Annotated in this window: 14 protein-coding genes and 2 pseudogenes; 9 read left to right on the forward strand and 7 right to left on the reverse strand. The window is 43.2% G+C overall.

All coding sequences use genetic code 11. The features are described 5' to 3' along the window. Positions 1-241 precede the first annotated feature (241 nt). Complete coding sequence (locus ITG10_RS21985; protein WP_248386867.1) at positions 242-817, reverse strand: hypothetical protein; 576 nt, start codon at positions 815-817, stop codon at positions 242-244. Between the two features lie 96 nt (positions 818-913). Between ITG10_RS21985 and ITG10_RS21990 the strand changes: the two genes are divergently transcribed. From ITG10_RS21990 to ITG10_RS22020, 7 genes and pseudogenes are all read left to right on the forward strand, one after another. Then, on the forward strand, positions 914-1,594 hold the full coding sequence (locus ITG10_RS21990) for an SH3 domain-containing protein (RefSeq protein ID WP_248386868.1): 681 nt from the start codon (positions 914-916) through the stop codon (positions 1,592-1,594). A gap of 198 nt (positions 1,595-1,792) precedes the next feature. Continuing rightward, positions 1,793-2,985, forward strand: a pseudogene (locus ITG10_RS21995) (ISL3 family transposase). 493 nt (positions 2,986-3,478) lie between these two features. Next, entirely contained in the window at positions 3,479-4,219 is a 741-nt protein-coding gene (locus ITG10_RS22000) for an SDR family oxidoreductase (protein WP_248386869.1), read from the forward strand. Between the two features lie 26 nt (positions 4,220-4,245). Then, positions 4,246-5,457, forward strand: coding sequence for an acetyl-CoA C-acetyltransferase (locus ITG10_RS22005; protein ID WP_017632948.1), 1,212 nt, complete (start codon positions 4,246-4,248; stop codon positions 5,455-5,457). A gap of 131 nt (positions 5,458-5,588) precedes the next feature. After that, positions 5,589-5,936 (forward strand): phasin family protein, encoded by a 348-nt coding sequence (locus ITG10_RS22010; protein WP_017632947.1) that lies wholly within the window; start codon positions 5,589-5,591, stop codon positions 5,934-5,936. 75 nt (positions 5,937-6,011) lie between these two features. Continuing rightward, positions 6,012-7,838, forward strand: a complete 1,827-nt coding sequence (gene phaC, locus ITG10_RS22015) for a class I poly(R)-hydroxyalkanoic acid synthase (protein WP_248386870.1) — start codon at positions 6,012-6,014, stop codon at positions 7,836-7,838. Positions 7,839-8,035: 197 nt separating this feature from the next. Further along, positions 8,036-9,226 (forward strand): annotated as a pseudogene (locus ITG10_RS22020) (ISL3 family transposase). An 86-nt stretch (positions 9,227-9,312) separates the two neighbouring features. Here ITG10_RS22020 and ITG10_RS22025 read toward each other — a convergent pair. The 6 genes from ITG10_RS22025 to napF form a co-directional block, all read right to left on the reverse strand. Further along, positions 9,313-9,450, reverse strand: a complete 138-nt coding sequence (locus tag ITG10_RS22025) for a TIGR02808 family protein (protein ID WP_010430103.1) — start codon at positions 9,448-9,450, stop codon at positions 9,313-9,315. A gap of 11 nt (positions 9,451-9,461) precedes the next feature. Continuing rightward, complete coding sequence (locus ITG10_RS22030) at positions 9,462-10,043, reverse strand: NapC/NirT family cytochrome c (RefSeq protein ID WP_170964248.1); 582 nt, start codon at positions 10,041-10,043, stop codon at positions 9,462-9,464. A gap of 29 nt (positions 10,044-10,072) precedes the next feature. Next, positions 10,073-10,534 carry a nitrate reductase cytochrome c-type subunit gene (locus tag ITG10_RS22035; RefSeq protein WP_017062614.1) on the reverse strand — a complete coding sequence of 154 codons (462 nt, stop codon included), beginning with the start codon at positions 10,532-10,534 and terminating at the stop codon, positions 10,073-10,075. A gap of 110 nt (positions 10,535-10,644) precedes the next feature. Further along, a complete protein-coding gene (gene napA / locus ITG10_RS22040; RefSeq protein ID WP_017633043.1) occupies positions 10,645-13,134 on the reverse strand; it encodes a periplasmic nitrate reductase subunit alpha in 2,490 nt (829 codons plus the stop codon). Then, positions 13,131-13,436: a chaperone NapD gene (locus ITG10_RS22045; protein ID WP_017058194.1), complete on the reverse strand. Its 306-nt coding sequence runs from the start codon at positions 13,434-13,436 to the stop codon at positions 13,131-13,133. Before ITG10_RS22045 ends, napA begins: the two co-directional genes overlap by 4 nt. A gap of 22 nt (positions 13,437-13,458) precedes the next feature. Beyond that, the gene (gene napF, locus ITG10_RS22050) at positions 13,459-13,938 is read right to left on the reverse strand and encodes a ferredoxin-type protein NapF (RefSeq protein ID WP_017633044.1); all 480 of its coding nucleotides are present in this window, start codon (positions 13,936-13,938) and stop codon (positions 13,459-13,461) included. Positions 13,939-14,191: 253 nt separating this feature from the next. Here napF and narQ point away from each other — a divergent pair, with 253 nt between their 5' ends. Both narQ and ITG10_RS22060 read left to right on the forward strand, forming a co-directional pair. Further along, entirely contained in the window at positions 14,192-15,922 is a 1,731-nt protein-coding gene (narQ, locus tag ITG10_RS22055; RefSeq protein ID WP_017633045.1) for a nitrate/nitrite two-component system sensor histidine kinase NarQ, read from the forward strand. After that, positions 15,909-16,541 carry a response regulator gene (locus ITG10_RS22060; RefSeq protein ID WP_008219279.1) on the forward strand — a complete coding sequence of 211 codons (633 nt, stop codon included), beginning with the start codon at positions 15,909-15,911 and terminating at the stop codon, positions 16,539-16,541. The genes narQ and ITG10_RS22060 overlap by 14 nt, the downstream gene beginning before the upstream one ends. The last annotated feature ends 143 nt before the right edge of the window (positions 16,542-16,684 follow it).

A 16,684-nucleotide genomic window follows, 5' to 3' on the forward strand; every position in this document is an offset into this window, starting at 1 on the left:
TAAGTTATATGAAGATTCATGATAACAATTTTCTGGCGTTTGTAAATCAATTTTGTGATGAATATCTCACATACTCGCTTGCATTGATTGGAAATTGAACTTTATTGTTGATAGTTAGCACATTAGTTTCACGACTTATTGATAAAGCTTTGATTAACGCATTATTAAAATATTATGAATGGGGTTGAGCATAATTATCTGAAAAGTCCAGTCGTTCAAGTGAGGAAACCCAAAGGTGATTTCAGTTTGGTGCGTCTTCTATTTGCAGGTTAGTTTGGCGTGCTTCATCAATCATCGTCGCTTCTTTGCGATATCTTAATGATAGCTGACGGAATTTTTCAGTGAGTGTATGGAGATCTCTCAATAGTGATTGTGAGCTTTTTACGTGCACTTGAGCGCTTTCAGCCTGACGCGGGAGTTTGTCTTTGGTGCAATGGTTGGCGATGTCTTTCCATGAATACTCTAGCGACTGAGCGCCTTCAAGTTCAGAAGACACTACGTACGCCTGTTGTAACAAAACCTCAGAGACATCATACGCGGTATTCATATGACTATTGAGCTGAATATTAAACTTTTGTTCGTACTTTGCCCAAAGCTCAATGACCTGCTTTTCATTAAAGTGTTTAGATAACAGTGTTTGTGATTCATAGGTAGAGAGAACTTGGTTGAACTCTTTGGTGTACTGATTATAACGACTTTCAAACGAGAGTTGACGATCTAACAGCGTTTGCCAGTTTTCACGGTCACAATGATTCGCTAGAGCGACATTGCAACTCAAAGGTACGCATAAAATGATCACTTTCTCCCAAAAACTCATGACTTTCCTCAACTTACTGTGCTCTCTATTGAGAGTATAGATGAGCAGGCGAATGAGTTGATGTACACTTGAGCCATACCTAAAACGGAAGAGCTGGTGGATTTGATGAAAAAAGCGCTGATCGCTTTACTTGTGTTGTTAGTACTGGGCGGAGGAGGAGCTGCGTATTACTTCTTCGTTATGAACAAAGACCCAATTCCACCAGAACAAACGGAAGAGCCTGAACAAGCAGTTACTAAGCAATCAGAATCTGATCTCGCACCCATCATGGATCTTCAACCTGAACCAGAACAGACGGAATTTTACGTTTTGGAGAGAAAGCTTGAAGTGGTTGAACAACCTGAAGTCGATGGTTTAATCACAGATTACCTCTACAAAGGAGAAAAGGTCGAGGTACTTGAGAAGCAAGGTGAATGGGCTCGCATCTCAGATTACATCGTCCTAAAGGAAGGTGGTCCACAAACTGCAGAGTGGGTTGCTATGTCAGGTTTATCGAATGATGAAGTGATTATTTCAGAGAAAGAAAGTAAAGAGATATTGGATTCTTATTTGGTAAAATCTGACGATCTTAAGATCCACCAAGAGAGATTCCGTAATGCTGTCGTAAAGCTGATTTCTGAGGGCGAATGTGCCCCAAGTGATTTCGAAGAATTAGGCGGTTGGGTGAAATCGGTGAAGTACAGTGAGCGAGATGTCTATTTTATTTATTGCGGTGGTCTGTCCCTTGAAAACAAAATTTATCTTGATGTAAATACAAATGAAATATTTACTAAGTAGAATCCAATTCGCTATTAATGTCTGATATGTTTATAGCGATTAGCCTTTCTATTTATTGATTTATATCGTAAGCCCACTCTCTTGAGAGTGGGCTTTTTTATGGTTCATCGCGGATTAGCGGGAACTAAAAACAAAAAAACGGTAGTAAGTGATATGGTTTAGTCGCCAAACAAAAATCATACACAAACTACCGTTTTCATGCCGAATCATACTTTCCTATCTTCATTCTGGGAAGGCTTTAAAATAGTAAAGTCTCACCAGACAGCATCACTTGTTACACTAACTCTTAAACCTAATTCTGAGGCTAAATGCCTTTGCGGTCTTGAAGCTGAGGCTATCCATGAGTATCAATGGCGTCATGTGAAAGAGGCCATGTTGTTCAATGTTCCTGTTGAGCTTTCCGTTCAAACTCGAAGGATCAAGTGTCGTGACTGCGGCATAAAAACAGAGTTTCTATCTTGGTTAGAGCCTTATGCTCGTATAACGACGCGTCTAAAAAGCTATATAGAACAACTACTGCCTCTTCTTCCCATTAAGCATATCTCCCAGTTAACGAGCGTTCATTGGCACACCATTAAAGAGATAGATAAACGTCGACTTCGCCAAGTGGTACCGTCAGTGAAATGGGAAGGGCTAAGGCAGCTCGTCATGGACGAGTTCGCCATCTTTAAAGGGCACTGATATGCCACAGTCATCGCTGATGCTAAGACTCACCAAGTCATTTGGATAGGGTTGGGTCGTAGCCGCAAGGACATACGACCGTTTTTCGAGCAGTTAGGCAAGCATGGTAACAATATCGAAGCGGTCGCAATGGACATGAATACGGCTTTTGACCTTGAAGTTCAAGCGCACTGCCCGAATGCAAAAATCGTTTACGACTTATTCCATGTTGTTGCTAAGTTCGGTCGTGAGGTGATGGATAGAGTCAGAGTCGACCAAGCTAACAAACTCAAGCAGGATAAAAAAGCGAGGCAATGTGTGAAGCGCTCACGCTGGGTACTGCTGAAAAACAGAGATAATTTAAATGCACGACAAGATAGCTATCTTACTGAAATATTGAATATCAATAAGGACTTGATGGCCACTTATATACTGGCTCACAACTCAAAGAGCTTTGGTACTGTAAATCAGAAGCACATGCTAAGGGGCTCTGGGAGGTATGGTGGGCACAAGTGCAAGAGAGTGGAATTAAGCCATTGAAAGAGTTTGCACGAAAACTGAGGCCTTATCTTCACGGTATTATTGCATCGGCAACTTATCCGCTCAACACCTGCACATTGGAAGGGATAAACAACAAAATAAAGTTAATCAAGCGAATGGGGTATGGATATCGAGATACAGACTACTTCTTCTTGAAGATAAAAGCGGCTTTCCCCGGAAAGCCGCGATGAACCTTTTTTATTGCCTATTCATTTTCACTCATCGAGTTAGATTGTTAGTTGGTGTGATTTTAATATTTATTTATATTGAATTTGATATAGAAATACCTCGATAGATTTATTAATAGTAAATAGCAAGCTCGATATTATTCCTACGATCAATTGTTTACTTTTTCAATATTGCATTCTTATTGAAACAAGTTGAGGGTGTGATTTTATTTATAGTAAACAAAGACTTATCGACTTGGCGATAAAAGTAAAATCAAATAAACCTTAATAATATCAAAGTCTTGCGCTGGTTTACATCTGCGTAACATTTCATCGGTTTTGGGATGCAAGTCTAGTTTTTAATCATAATACGAAAATATTTTATATCTGTAATAATACTTTTTGTTTTTGAACTGTAGGGTTTAATTAAAGCAAAACGTAAGTTTTAATTATCGACTAAGACATTATCTTATTAACATCATTGTTATTTAATTGCTTGTAAGGGATGGAACCATTAATGAAAAAGCTTGCTTTAATTACAGGGTCAAAAGGCGGTATCGGCTCAGCAATTTCCTCTAAATTAGTTGCAGACGGTTATCGTGTAATCGCGACTTATTTTACTGGAAATTACCAATGTGCATTGGATTGGTTTAACGAAAAGCAATTCACCGAAGATCAAGTGAGATTGTTTGAATTAGATGTGACCAATACTGAGGAGTGTGCGTTGAGCTTGAGCAAGTTGTTAGAAGAAGAAGGCACCGTGGATGTATTGGTTAATAACGCGGGAATTACACGTGATAGCGTCTTTAAAAAGATGGATGCGGAAGCGTGGAAAGACGTGATTGAGACGAATCTCAACAGCCTATTCAATGTGACTCAGCCTCTATTTGCACCAATGTGTGAAAAAGGTAACTGCCGAGTCATCAACATCTCTTCCGTCAATGGTCTTAAAGGTCAGTTTGGGCAAACGAACTACTCGGCAGCTAAAGCTGGAATGATTGGTTTTTCTAAAGCTCTGGCAGCGGAAGGTGCGCGCAGCGGCGTAACAGTGAACGTGATTGCCCCTGGCTATACAGCGACCCCTATGGTTGAGCAAATGAAGCCTGAAGTACTTGATTCAATCAAGAACCAAATCCCGATGAAACGCTTGGCATCGCCTGTTGAAATTGCAGACGCAGTAGGCTTTTTAGCGAGTGAATCTGGCGCGTACATTACAGGCGAGACATTGTCTGTGAATGGCGGCTTGTACATGCACTAATTGGCGAAACTGAAGGGATTGGAATGATGGAAAAAGTATTTATTGTTGCGGCTAAGCGCACTCCTATTGGTGCATTTACCGGGTCGCTAAAAAACGTATCTGCGGGCGAGCTGGCTGGCGTTGCGATCAAAGGTGCGCTTGAGTCTGTCGATATTTCGTTAGATGCGATTGATGAAGTGATCGTCGGCAACGTGATTTCGGCAGGTCAAGGCATGGGGGTTGCTCGTCAGGCTTCCATCTATGCGGGGCTTCCTGAGGAAACACCAGCATACGGCGTGAACATGATTTGCGGCAGTGGCATGAAATCAGTGATGGACGCAGCGGCGCACATTAAAGCACAAGATGCTGAAGTGGTTATTGCTGCCGGTGTTGAAGTGATGTCCCAAATTCCTTTTGTGGTACCAGCGAGCGTTCGTAATGGTCAGAAAATGGGTGACATCTCAATGAAAGACTTACTGGTTGGTGATGGCTTAACCGATGCGTTTAATCACTACCACATGGGCATGACCGCTGAGAATATCGCGAACACGTTGAATATTTCGCGCCTAGCTCAAGATAACTATGCCTTAGAAAGCCAACAGAAAGCCGTTGCTGCGATTGAAGCGGGTAAGTTTAACGAGCAAATCGTGCCTGTAGAAGTTAAGCAGCGCAGACAAACCATCACGTTTGATACAGATGAGTATCCGAAGTCAGACGCGACATTTGAAGGTCTACAAAAGCTTCGCCCAGCCTTTGACCGTGAAGGGTCTGTCACGGCGGGTAACGCTTCGGGTATCAATGATGGTGCGAGTGCGATTATCTTAGCGTCTGAGTCGGCGGTAGCGAAATATGGTCTAACACCTTTAGTGGAACTGACCAGCTACGCACAATCAGGTTTGGATCCAAAGATTATGGGTTTAGGACCAGTAGAAGCGGTTTCTAAAGCGCTTGATAAAGCGAATCTCACTCTCGAAGAAATAGATTTATTTGAATTGAATGAAGCGTTTGCAGCACAAGCTCTTGGCGTAATGTACCAATTATCAGAGCAGCATGACTTACCGCTTGATGCGTTCAAGCCAAAGGTGAATGTGAATGGTGGTGCAATCGCGCTTGGCCATCCTTTAGGTGCGTCAGGCAATCGAATTATTGTTTCACTCATCCATGAAATGCTTGAACAGAAAATGACTTATGGCGTTGCTTCACTCTGTGTGGGTGGAGGAATGGGAACCGCTGTTTTGCTAAAAGGTATTGAAGGTTAGAGCCTGATATATCGGTAGCAAGCTTAAAATATCGGATCAGCTTTTCAAAGCATCGTGAGTTAATCGATGAGCGTTGGCTGAAACGGTAGTGACACAAATTTATTAAACTATGTATTCATCAGGAGTTACTTATGTACACGGATATTTTCAAAACAATTACTGACCAAACTGAAAAGCAATTTGAACCGTACTTAAAGTTCAACAAGTTGGTTGCAAAGAACGTCCAAACGATGACTGAACTGCAAATGAATGCAATGCAGACTTACACGGACATGGGTCTTGCGCAAATGAAAGCAGTGACTGAAATCAAAGACGTGACTAGCCTAACGGCTTTCAACAGCCAGCAACTAGCAGCGCTAACTCAATTGTCTCAACAGATGATGACCGATAGCTCAAAAATGCAAGCTGCTGCAAAAGAGTTCAAAGAAGATGTTGAAACACTAACAACTGAAAACTTGAAAACAGTTACACCTGCATAAATTTAATCGCCATCGAGTTAGCGCAGTGTTTGCTGTGAGGCTCGGTGGCGATTTTCCGATTATTGGAGTCATGTTATGTTTCAACACTTCTTTTCGGACTACCTTGTTAAACTTCAACAAACGAACCAGCAATGGTGGGAAAGCTTTGAACAAAACAAGGAAGCCGCGCAATCTCCCCTAAACCAAGCGATGCAAGAATTGAACTTTGAGGATGCATCAAAAATCTTCGAGCAAGCCGCTAACCAACCTGCCGTTCTTCTTCAGTTACAATCCCAATGGTGGGAACAACAACTCAAGATCTGGCAAAATGCCGCGTTGATGGGCAACACCGAGAGTGTGATAGCCGAAGATCGTAGCGACAAGCGCTTTATTGACGAGGCGTGGAAAAACGACCCGTTCTACAGCTTTATCAAGCAATCCTATTTGTTATTCAGCAAAAGCTATATCGATACCATCAACTCTATCGAAGGCATCGACGAAAAAACCAAAGAGCGTGTGGCGTTCTTTTCACGTCAGGCTATTAATGCTCTTTCTCCAAGCAATTTCATTGCGACTAACCCAGAGCTGATGAAACTGACGCTTGAGCGAAATGGCGAAAACCTGCTTGATGGGTTAGAGCAACTACAAGCAGACGTTGAAGCGAGTGCTGATATTCTCAAGATTCGTATGACCAACAATAATGCCTTCCGATTAGGTGTTGATGTTGCGAACACGGAAGGTGATGTTGTTTTTCAAAACGACCTGTTCGAGCTTATTCAATACTATCCAAAGACACCTCAGGTGAATGCAACGCCTTTGTTGATCGTTCCGCCGTTCATCAATAAGTACTACATTCTTGACCTTCGTGAAAAGAACTCGATGGTACGTTGGTTGCTTGAGCAAGGGCACAGTGTGTTCATGATGTCTTGGCGTAATCCGGGTGAGGCGCAGAAAGACCAAGAATTCGGTGACTATGTCACGGAAGGTGTAGTGAAAGCGGTCGCGGCGATTGAAGACATTACCGGTAAAGAGCAGATCAATGCTGCGGGTTACTGTATCGGTGGCACGGTATTGGCTTCTACGGTTGCTTACTACGCAGCGAAGCGCATGAAGAAACGCATCAAAACCGCGACCTTCTTTACCACCTTGTTGGATTTTTCACAGCCGGGAGAGGTTGGCGCGTATATCAACGAAACGATCATTAACGCGATTGAGAAACAGAACGACGCCAAAGGTTATATGGATGGTCGCTCACTGAGCGTGACGTTCAGTTTGCTTCGCGAAAACAGTCTGTACTGGAACTACTACATTGATAACTACCTAAAAGGCAGCAGCCCAATGGAGTTTGACCTGTTGTACTGGAACAGTGACAGCACCAACGTGGCTGCGAAATGCCATAACTTCTTGTTGCGTGAGCTTTACCTTGAGAACAAACTCGTGCAAGACAAAGGCGTGAAAGTAGGTGGTGTTTGGATCGATTTGAATAAGATCAAAATACCGAGCTACTTCATCTCAGCCAAAGAAGACCATATTGCCTTATGGCAGGGGACTTACCGTGGTGCATTGAACACAGGTGGCAACAAAACTTTTGTGTTGGGTGAATCAGGACATATTGCAGGTATTGTTAATCATCCAGACAAGAAGAAATATGGGTTCTGGTTGAATGACAATCTTGATGATTCTGCTGATGAATGGCTATCAAATGCGAGCCACAACGAAGGTTCATGGTGGACACACTGGGATCAGTGGTTACAGGGCTTTGAGACTGACGAGAAGATCGAACCTTTCAATCAAGGTTCTGAGCTTAACCCTGTGATTGGCAAGGCACCAGGCAACTATGTAAAACAGGTGCTGCCGATTATTGATCAAGAAACGGTAGATAAAGAGCCTGCTGACACAGAAGCTCCGAAAAACGAATCTTAGGTTTTGTTATATAAGGCTTTCTTTCTATAAGCTGCGATGTCTCTTTACTAAGGTTTCATCATCCCCCTAGCTGTAAACAGAAACGCCGGATAATAAAAAAGGTTCATCGCGGATTAGCGGGAACTAAAAACAAAAAAACGGTAGTAAGTGATATGGTTTAGTCGCCAAACAAAAATCATACACAAACTACCGTTTTCATGCCGAATCATACTTTCCTATCTTCATTCTGGGAAGGCTTTAAAATAGTAAAGTCTCACCAGACAGCATCACTTGTTACACTAACTCTTAAACCTAATTCTGAGGCTAAATGCCTTTGCGGTCTTGAAGCTGAGGCTATCCATGAGTATCAATGGCGTCATGTGAAAGAGGCCATGTTGTTCAATGTTCCTGTTGAGCTTTCCGTTCAAACTCGAAGGATCAAGTGTCGTGACTGCGGCATAAAAACAGAGTTTCTATCTTGGTTAGAGCTTATGCTCGTATAACGACGCGTCTAAAAAAGCTATATAGAACAACTACTGCCTCTTCTTCCCATTAAGCATATCTCCCAGTTAACGAGCGTTCATTGGCACACCATTAAAGAGATAGATAAACGTCGACTTCGCCAAGTGGTACCGTCAGTGAAATGGGAAGGGCTAAGGCAACTCGTCATGGACGAGTTCGCCATCTTTAAAGGGCACCGATATGCCACAGTCATCGCTGATGCTAAGACTCACCAAGTCATTTGATAGGTTAGGTCGTAGCCGCAGGACATACGACCGTTTTTCGAGCAGTTAGGCAAGCATGGTAACAATATCGAAGCGGTCGCAATGGACATGAATACGGCTTTTGACCTTGAAGTTCAAGCGCACTGCCCGAATGCAAAAATCGTTTACGACTTATTCCATGTTGTTGCTAAGTTCGGTCGTGAGGTGATGGATAGAGTCAGAGTCGACCAAGCTAACAAACTCAAGCAGGATAAAAAAGCGAGGCAATGTGTGAAGCGCTCACGCTGGGTACTGCTGAAAAACAGAGGTAATTTAAATGCACGACAAGATAGCTATCTTACTGAAATATTGAATATCAATAAGGACTTGATGGCCACTTATATACTCGGCTCACAACTCAAAGAGCTTTGGTACTGTAAATCAGAAGCACATGCTAAGGGGCTCTGGGAGGTATGGTGGGCACAAGTGCAAGAGAGTGGAATTAAGCCATTGAAAGAGTTTGCACGAAAACTGAGGCCTTATCTTCACGGTATTATTGCATCGGCAACTTATCCGCTCAACACCTGCACATTGGAAGGGATAAACAACAAAATAAAGTTAATCAAGCGAATGGGGTATGGATATCGAGATACAGACTACTTCTTCTTGAAGATAAAAGCGGCTTTCCCCGGAAAGCCGCGATGAACCATAAAAAAGCCACTGAATTCAGTGGCTTTTTAGTGTCAACTTATCTCAAGCATAACTGGAAAAAGTTAACGCAATCTCGATTCTTAATCGATTTCTTTGTCTTTACCCATAGATAAAATCCAAAGAGATACGGCTGCAACACCTGCGAAGCCGCCCAGGATGATAACTGGCATAGCGCTGTAACCTAGGATGTGCCAAATTACGCTTTCTAAAGTACTCATTCAATCGCTCCTTATTGCCAGCCTTCAACGCCGTGCATGTCTGGTAGTTTGTGTGCAATACCTTTGTGACAGTCTACACACGTTTTCTCACCAGAAGCTAGCGCTGTCGAGTGCTGTTTCGCACTACGAGGGCTCTGCTCTGAGAAGTCCATGTAATCGAACTGGTGACAGTTACGACACTCAAGTGAATCGTTCTTTTTCAATCGAGCCCATTCACGCTCTGCTAAGTGATGACGACGCTCTTTGAATTTCTCAGGAGTATCAATCGTCTTAGAAATAAAGTGCGCATATAGCTCTTTTGATGCTTGAACTTTACGAACGATTTTATCAGTCCACTCATGCGGTACGTGACAGTCTGAACAGATTGCACGAACGCCTGAACGGTTAGAGTAGTGAATCGTTTCTTGGATCTCTTCAACAATAGGTGCGTGACAGCCAGAACAGAATTCTTCTGTGTTGGTTGCTTCCATACCCGTGTTAAATGCACCCCAGAACAAAAGACCGCCCGAGAAACCCAAGAATAAAACAACGCCTACCGCTGCTTTACTTGGTGTCGCGAGTCTTTTCCAAAACGCTTTAAGTAATTTTATCATGTATAGCCTCTCTTACAGTCCGGCTACGATTAACGCAGTGAATCTACAGGTTTGAACTCGTTCTCAACTAGTGGTTTTGCATTAGCTTGAGGAACGTGACACTGCAGACAGAAGTAACGACGAGGTGACACATCAGCAAGAACGGCGTCTTCACGGTTCATGTAGTGAGTTACACTCACCTTAGTTGCACCCATTTCTTTTGCATTTTTCCAGCTGTGGCAAGACAGACATTTGTTTGCGTTTAAAGAAACTTCGTAGCTACGAATTGTGTGAGGTACCAATGGTGGTTGGTATACGTAATCGCTCTCTAGCACTTGGTCGCGTGGGAACTTTTTAAAGTCGTCCGCTGCGCGAGTTGCTTCTAGTTCACTTGCACCACGTAGAGATTCTACGCCACCAATGCCGCCTGGGTTATCCAGCTCAGCTTCAGCTTGAACTGCACCAGCTAGTAAAAGACCAGCTGATAGTAGGGCAGTAATCAGTTTTTTCATGTTAATTTCTCCGCCTAAAGGCTAATTCTTTGAGAGGACTACTTTTTTCAAAACAGTGAAAAAAGTAGTCGCAATATTAGATACTTAAGATCGTCTCTCTAAGCCTAGGCTTAAGCGACTTTAGTGATCTTAACTGGACACTTCTTGTAGTCCGTCTGTTTAGACAGAGGATCCGTTGCATCCAAGATCAACTTGTTGATCAGAATTCTTGCATCAAAGAATGGTACGAATACCAAGCCTTGTGGTGGACGGTTACGGCCGCGAGTTTCAACACGCACACGAACTTCACCACGTTTATTTTCGATAAGAACTTCATCACCACGGCGAAGACCACGAGCTTTAGCGTCAGCAGGGTGGATGTAGCAAAGTGCATCCGGTACTGCTTTGTAAAGTTCTGGTACACGACGAGTCATAGTACCTGTGTGCCAGTGCTCAAGAACACGACCTGTACATAGCCACATATCGTATTCATCGTTTGGTACTTCAGGTGGCGCTTCGTATGGAGCATTGATGATCAGTGCTTTACCATCTGGCTTACCGTAGAAGTCCCAATCAGAACCTTTCTTAGCGTATGGATCTGAACCTTCTTTAAAGCGCCATAGTGTCTCTTTACCGTCAACAACAGGCCAACGTAGACCACGAACTTTGTGGTAGCGATCGTATGGTGCTAAATCGTGACCGTGGCCGCGACCAAAGGCTGCGTATTCTTCGAATAGACCTTTTTGAACGTAGAAACCTTGTGCTTGTGCATCGTCGTTAAGCTCTTGAGCTTCAGACAGAGGGAAAGCATCAACATTGCCGTTTTTGTAAAGCACGTCGTACATGGTTTTGCCACGGTACTCAGGCATTTTCGCAACCAGTTCTTCACCCCAAACTTCTTCAATAGTGAAGCGCTTAGAGAACTCCATGATTTGCCATAGATCAGACTTTGCTTCACCTACCGTTTTCACTTGTTGGTACCATGCTTGTGTACGACGCTCTGCGTTACCGTAAGCACCTTCTTTCTCAATCCACATTGCTGTAGGAAGGATAAGGTCAGCTGCTTGAGCTGTTGCTGTTGGGTACGGGTCTGAACAAACAATGAAGTTATCTGGGTTACGGTAACCAGGCAGACGCTCAGTGTTGATGTTTGGACCTGCTTGCATGTTGTTGTTACACATTACCCAGTAAGCGTTGATCGTACCGTCTTTTAATGCACGGTCTTGAGCAACAGCGTGTTTACCAGGTTTTGCTGGGATAGTGCCTTCTGGAAGTTTCCAGATGTCTTCTGCAATTTTACGGTGTTTAGGGTTAGCAACCACCATATCTGCAGGTAGACGGTGAGAGAACGTGCCTACTTCACGAGCTGTACCACACGCAGATGGTTGACCAGTTAGTGAGAATGGGCTGTTACCTGGAGTAGAAATCTTACCTGTTAGAAGGTGGATGTTGTACACAAGGCTGTTCATCCATACGCCACGAGTATGTTGGTTCATACCCATAGTCCAAAGTGACATTACTTTGATGTTTGGATCGGCGTATTGCTTAGCCAGCTTGATAAGGTCATCTTGAGATACACCTGACATTTCAGACGCTTTCTCAACTGTGTACTCAGCAACAGACGCTTTGTAGTCTTCGAAAGAGATAGCAGTCATTGCGCCTGAGTTAGGGTTTGCTGCTGCTTTCTGTAGAGGATCGTCGTCACGAAGGCCGTAACCGATGTCTGTTGTTGCTTGCTTGAAGTTCGTGTGTTTGTTCACGAAGTCCCAGTTAACTGCATCGTTTTGGATGATGTAGTTTGCGATGAAGTTTGCAATCGCAAGGTCAGACTGAGGGTTGAAGATGTAACCAGTGTCTGCAAGCTCAAAAGAACGGTGGTAGTAAGTAGACAGTACGTTTACTTGAACGTGTGGGTGGCTTAGACGACGATCTGTAATACGAGTCCATAGTACTGGGTGCATTTCTGCCATGTTTGAACCCCACAGTACAAATGCGTCTGCGTGTTCAAAGTCATCGTAACAACCCATTGGCTCATCGATACCGAAGGTACGCATGAATGCACCTACCGCAGAAGCCATACAGTGACGAGCGTTTGGATCGATGTTGTTTGAACGGAAACCCGCTTTCATCATCTTAACGGCTGCGTAGCCTTCCATTACTGTCCACTGACCAGAACCGAACATACCAACACCTGTTGGGCCGTTCTTCTTAAGAGATGCTTTCCATTTCTCAGCCATCACGTCGAACGCTTTGTCCCAAGATACTGGTGCAAAATCACCATCTTTATGGAACTCGCCATCTTTCATACGAAGAAGAGGCTGTTCTAGACGGTCTTTGCCGTACATGATTTTTGAAAGGAAGTAGCCTTTGATACAGTTAAGGCCTTTGTTTACCGGTGCTTCTGGGTCGCCTTGAGTTGCAACCACTTTGCCGTTTTGAGTACCTACTAGTACCGAACAGCCCGTACCACAAAAACGACAAGGCGCTTTATCCCACGTGATTTTTGTTTGATCAGAGCTAGCAATCAGGTTGGTTGCTGTTGCTGGTAGTGTTACACCTGCAACGGCTGCCGCTGATGCAGCTGCGTTTGCTTTCACAAACGCACGTCTTGTCATTTTCATACTTCACCCTCAAGTTGAGAATTGTTGCTTCCAGTTTCTAAATCCGTTTCTTCTAGTCCAGTTTCGATTTGGTGATAAACCAAAGCTGTCCCTAAAACGTTCTTAATGTTGTTTATTGCTTCGATGGTGTCCGTTACAAAACCTTGGTTTTCGGTTTCTAGGACCACGATGATTTTGCCTTCAGGGCTATCTCCGTAGATCTCAGCGTTATCGAATTGCTCGATCTCTGCTTTGATCTCATTGAGATGCTCTGGGCTCACATGCACGACTAAACTTGATATATGCACTTCATTTAGTGCCATAAATTGCTCTCGTTATTTTTATTTATGCATTACTCACAAGAATAGCTGAAGTAGGGCAAACTGCTACGCAGGCTCCACAACCGTTACACTCATTTAACTCGATTTTTGGTAGAGCAACACTGCCTGCTCTAAGTTGAAATTGAATGGCCATAGGTTCACACATGTCACCACAGCTTCGGCATTCAACATTTTGTTGCGCTAAACACTTATCAGAAATACGTGCTTTTGCTTGCCAAGGCTCTCCTTGCTTTGGCTTAAAAATGGGTTCAGGACAAACGTCTGCACACTGATAGCAGAACGTACATTCCTCAATTGAGAAATCGACAGTAGGAAACCCACCATCGCCTACAATGATTATCTCAGTCTCACAACTCTCGATGCATTTACCGCAGCGAGTGCAGTCATCTGCAAAGCTTTCTAGGTTTTTAATCCAAGGCAAACGAATCTGGCTTGAATCAACTTTTCGTCTAGAAAATAGACGGCGTTTTGATAGATCTACCACTAGATACCCATAGATGTTGCTAAGATGTTGTAATTGTAGGTCATTATTCCATTAATATCTTGTAATTTGTCCTCACAAGTAGTGTAGTTTTAGAAACAATTGTATAAATACCCCCTTAGGGCTAATTGGGGGCATATATTGTCTCAGATCAATAAATTACGAAGCGAGTGATCACATATTGAATGGAGCTATGATTTTTGATGTGTGACAATACGATCTTGCTGGCAAGTCATTTATCAATAGGAAGGCTCTTTTGCTTATAAAACCGGTTTCATCTGTAACGAGTACGATAGCTAAGTCACTGCTGTCTATACTGCTGTTGTCGGTTGCTACGACAGGCTTTGCTATCTTTACATTGGCTTCAAGTTTGAATGATGCAGAAGCGGTGAACATCGCAGGTTCAATGCGCATGCAGAGCTACCGTCTAGCCCATGATATTCAAATAGAATCAGTTGATTATGATTCTCATATCCGTGAATTCGAAAGCTCTCTTTACTCACCGTCGATGACCAACTTGGTAAGTTGGGAAGTTCCGGCAGACATCACAGAAGACTACTATCTCATCATTGGCCGTTGGCATGAACTGAAACGTGTATTGAACAGTGAAGATCGCAAACACTATCTTGTGTTGGTTGAAAACTTCGTGACTGAAATCGATGGCTTTGTTTTTAAGCTGCAAGAGTTCTCAGAAGATAAGCTGATAAAACTTGCGTGGGCTGGTGGTATTGGTTTGGGCGGAATTCTCGTCATATCTCTTTTTGTTGTTCACTTTGTACGTAAACAGGTTGTTAAACCGTTGCATGCCTTAGTTGGAGCCAGCCAGCGAATCAAGAACAGTGATTTTGAGGTAGAACTCAAAGTGACCAGTAGCAATGAAATGGGCATTTTGACGAAAACCTTTAACTCAATGGCGAAAGATCTGGGTGTGCTTTATCGCAATCTTGAAGATGCGGTGGATGCTAAGACGGTAGAGCTACAAAATGCCAACCAGTCACTGCAGGCACTTTATAACTCGTCACAAGAGCTCACGGTTACGCGTATCGCGCCTGAAAATTTCCGAGCTATCTTGCAGCACCTCGTGAGCTTGGAAGGAATAGAATCATTGAGACTTGAGATCGTAGATAACTCAGGCCGTTCATTGATTATGGATGAAGGTTACGATTCCAATTTAGATTACGAAAAGTTCGAGATGAAGCTGGATGATAACGAACTTATTCTCGGCTATTTATACTGCTCTTATCATCACGGACATTCTACCAAGGCGCTGATCGAGAGTTTTATTCAACTGTTATCTCGAGCTATTTATTATAATCGGGCCCAAAAGAAAGCCGAACAGCTTATTATTATGGAAGAACGTGCGACGATCGCACGTGAGTTGCACGATTCATTGGCTCAATCACTGTCCTATTTGAAAATCCAAGTTACATTATTAAAGCGTGTGATTGGTAAATTGCCAGAGCAGCAACACAGAGAACAGTCAGAGCAAATAGCGTCGGAAATCGGTAATGGATTAGCAGACGCCTATACTCAGCTAAGAGAGCTACTCACCACATTTAGGTTGACCATAAAAGAGGGCAACTTTGGAGATGCCTTGAGCACCATGCTTGAGGAACTCAGTGAAAGGACCGATGCGAAGATTAACCTCACCAATAATCTTTCATCGATTGAACTTGATGCACACAGTCAGGTTCACTTGCTTCAATTGATTCGTGAAGCAACAATAAACGCAATAAAACACGCCAATGCCGACTTGATAGATGTATGCTGTATCGATGAGGACGGTGAAGTGTTAGTCGTGATTAAAGATAATGGAGACGGCTTTGACTCAAGTAGTTCTAAAATGAACCACTATGGGATGAGCATTATGCAGGAGCGTGCGGCAAGACTGAATGGCGACTTAACGATTGAAGCGGCTCAAGGTGAAGGCTGTACAGTCATATTGAAATATAAAAGTTTGAAGGAAGTTAAAGTTGACGATTTGTAAAGTAATGCTGGTTGATGATCATCCATTGATGCGCAGAGGTATAAGCCAATTACTGAGCTTTGAAGACGAATTCGAAGTGATTGCAGAAGCAAGTAACGGCACGGAAGCAGTTGCTCTCGCTCATGAAGAAGAACCTGATTTGATCCTTTTGGATCTCAATATGAAAGGCATGTCTGGGTTAGATACCTTGAAAGCACTTCGTACTGACGGTTCAAGCGCAAACATTGTAATCCTAACTGTCTCTGACAGCCCGGCAGACATTGAAGCGATTGTAAAAGCGGGTGCTGATGGTTACTTGCTGAAAGACACTGAGCCTGATGAACTGATCGAACTGCTTAAGCAAGCACACAGTGGAGACAAAGCCTACAGCAGTGTGGTTGCTCGTTACCTAAACGATGCAGGTAGCCGCAACGACATCTTCGACCAACTGACTGAACGTGAAATGCAGATCCTTCAAGAAGTCGCAAAAGGTTACCGTAATAAGCAGATCGCTGACCACCTGTTCATTTCTGAATCGACAGTTAAGGTACATATGAAAAGCCTGCTGAAAAAGCTACAAGTACCTTCACGTACTGCAGCAACCGTTCTTTACCTAGAGCGTTACGGAGAAATGAAGTAGGGCTTGTTCCTTTGAAATTAAACTATTTCAAGCCGTGCTGCTTATTTGTATCTCCACAGCTTTAGCGATGTTGAGAAAGTGATATTAAAAAGGCGCTGAACTTATTAAGTTTAACGCCTTTTCTGTTTAAGCATTTTATATCT

Source organism: Vibrio sp. ED004 (genome assembly GCF_023206395.1).
GTDB lineage: Bacteria > Pseudomonadota > Gammaproteobacteria > Enterobacterales > Vibrionaceae > Vibrio.

What these genes read in the sequence shown, in the direction of transcription:
- ITG10_RS22045 (WP_017058194.1), bottom strand. Translation starts at nt 13,436, where the DNA reads ATGGCACTAAATGAAGTGCATATATCAAGTTTAGTCGTGCATGTGAGC.
- ITG10_RS22000 (WP_248386869.1), top strand. Translation starts at nt 3,479, where the DNA reads ATGAAAAAGCTTGCTTTAATTACAGGGTCAAAAGGCGGTATCGGCTCA.
- ITG10_RS22005 (WP_017632948.1), top strand. Translation starts at nt 4,246, where the DNA reads ATGGAAAAAGTATTTATTGTTGCGGCTAAGCGCACTCCTATTGGTGCA.
- ITG10_RS21985 (WP_248386867.1), bottom strand. Translation starts at nt 817, where the DNA reads ATGAGTTTTTGGGAGAAAGTGATCATTTTATGCGTACCTTTGAGTTGC.
- ITG10_RS22025 (WP_010430103.1), bottom strand. Translation starts at nt 9,450, where the DNA reads ATGAGTACTTTAGAAAGCGTAATTTGGCACATCCTAGGTTACAGCGCT.
- ITG10_RS22010 (WP_017632947.1), top strand. Translation starts at nt 5,589, where the DNA reads ATGTACACGGATATTTTCAAAACAATTACTGACCAAACTGAAAAGCAA.
- phaC (WP_248386870.1), top strand. Translation starts at nt 6,012, where the DNA reads ATGTTTCAACACTTCTTTTCGGACTACCTTGTTAAACTTCAACAAACG.
- ITG10_RS22035 (WP_017062614.1), bottom strand. Translation starts at nt 10,534, where the DNA reads ATGAAAAAACTGATTACTGCCCTACTATCAGCTGGTCTTTTACTAGCT.
- napA (WP_017633043.1), bottom strand. Translation starts at nt 13,134, where the DNA reads ATGAAAATGACAAGACGTGCGTTTGTGAAAGCAAACGCAGCTGCATCA.
- ITG10_RS22030 (WP_170964248.1), bottom strand. Translation starts at nt 10,043, where the DNA reads ATGATAAAATTACTTAAAGCGTTTTGGAAAAGACTCGCGACACCAAGT.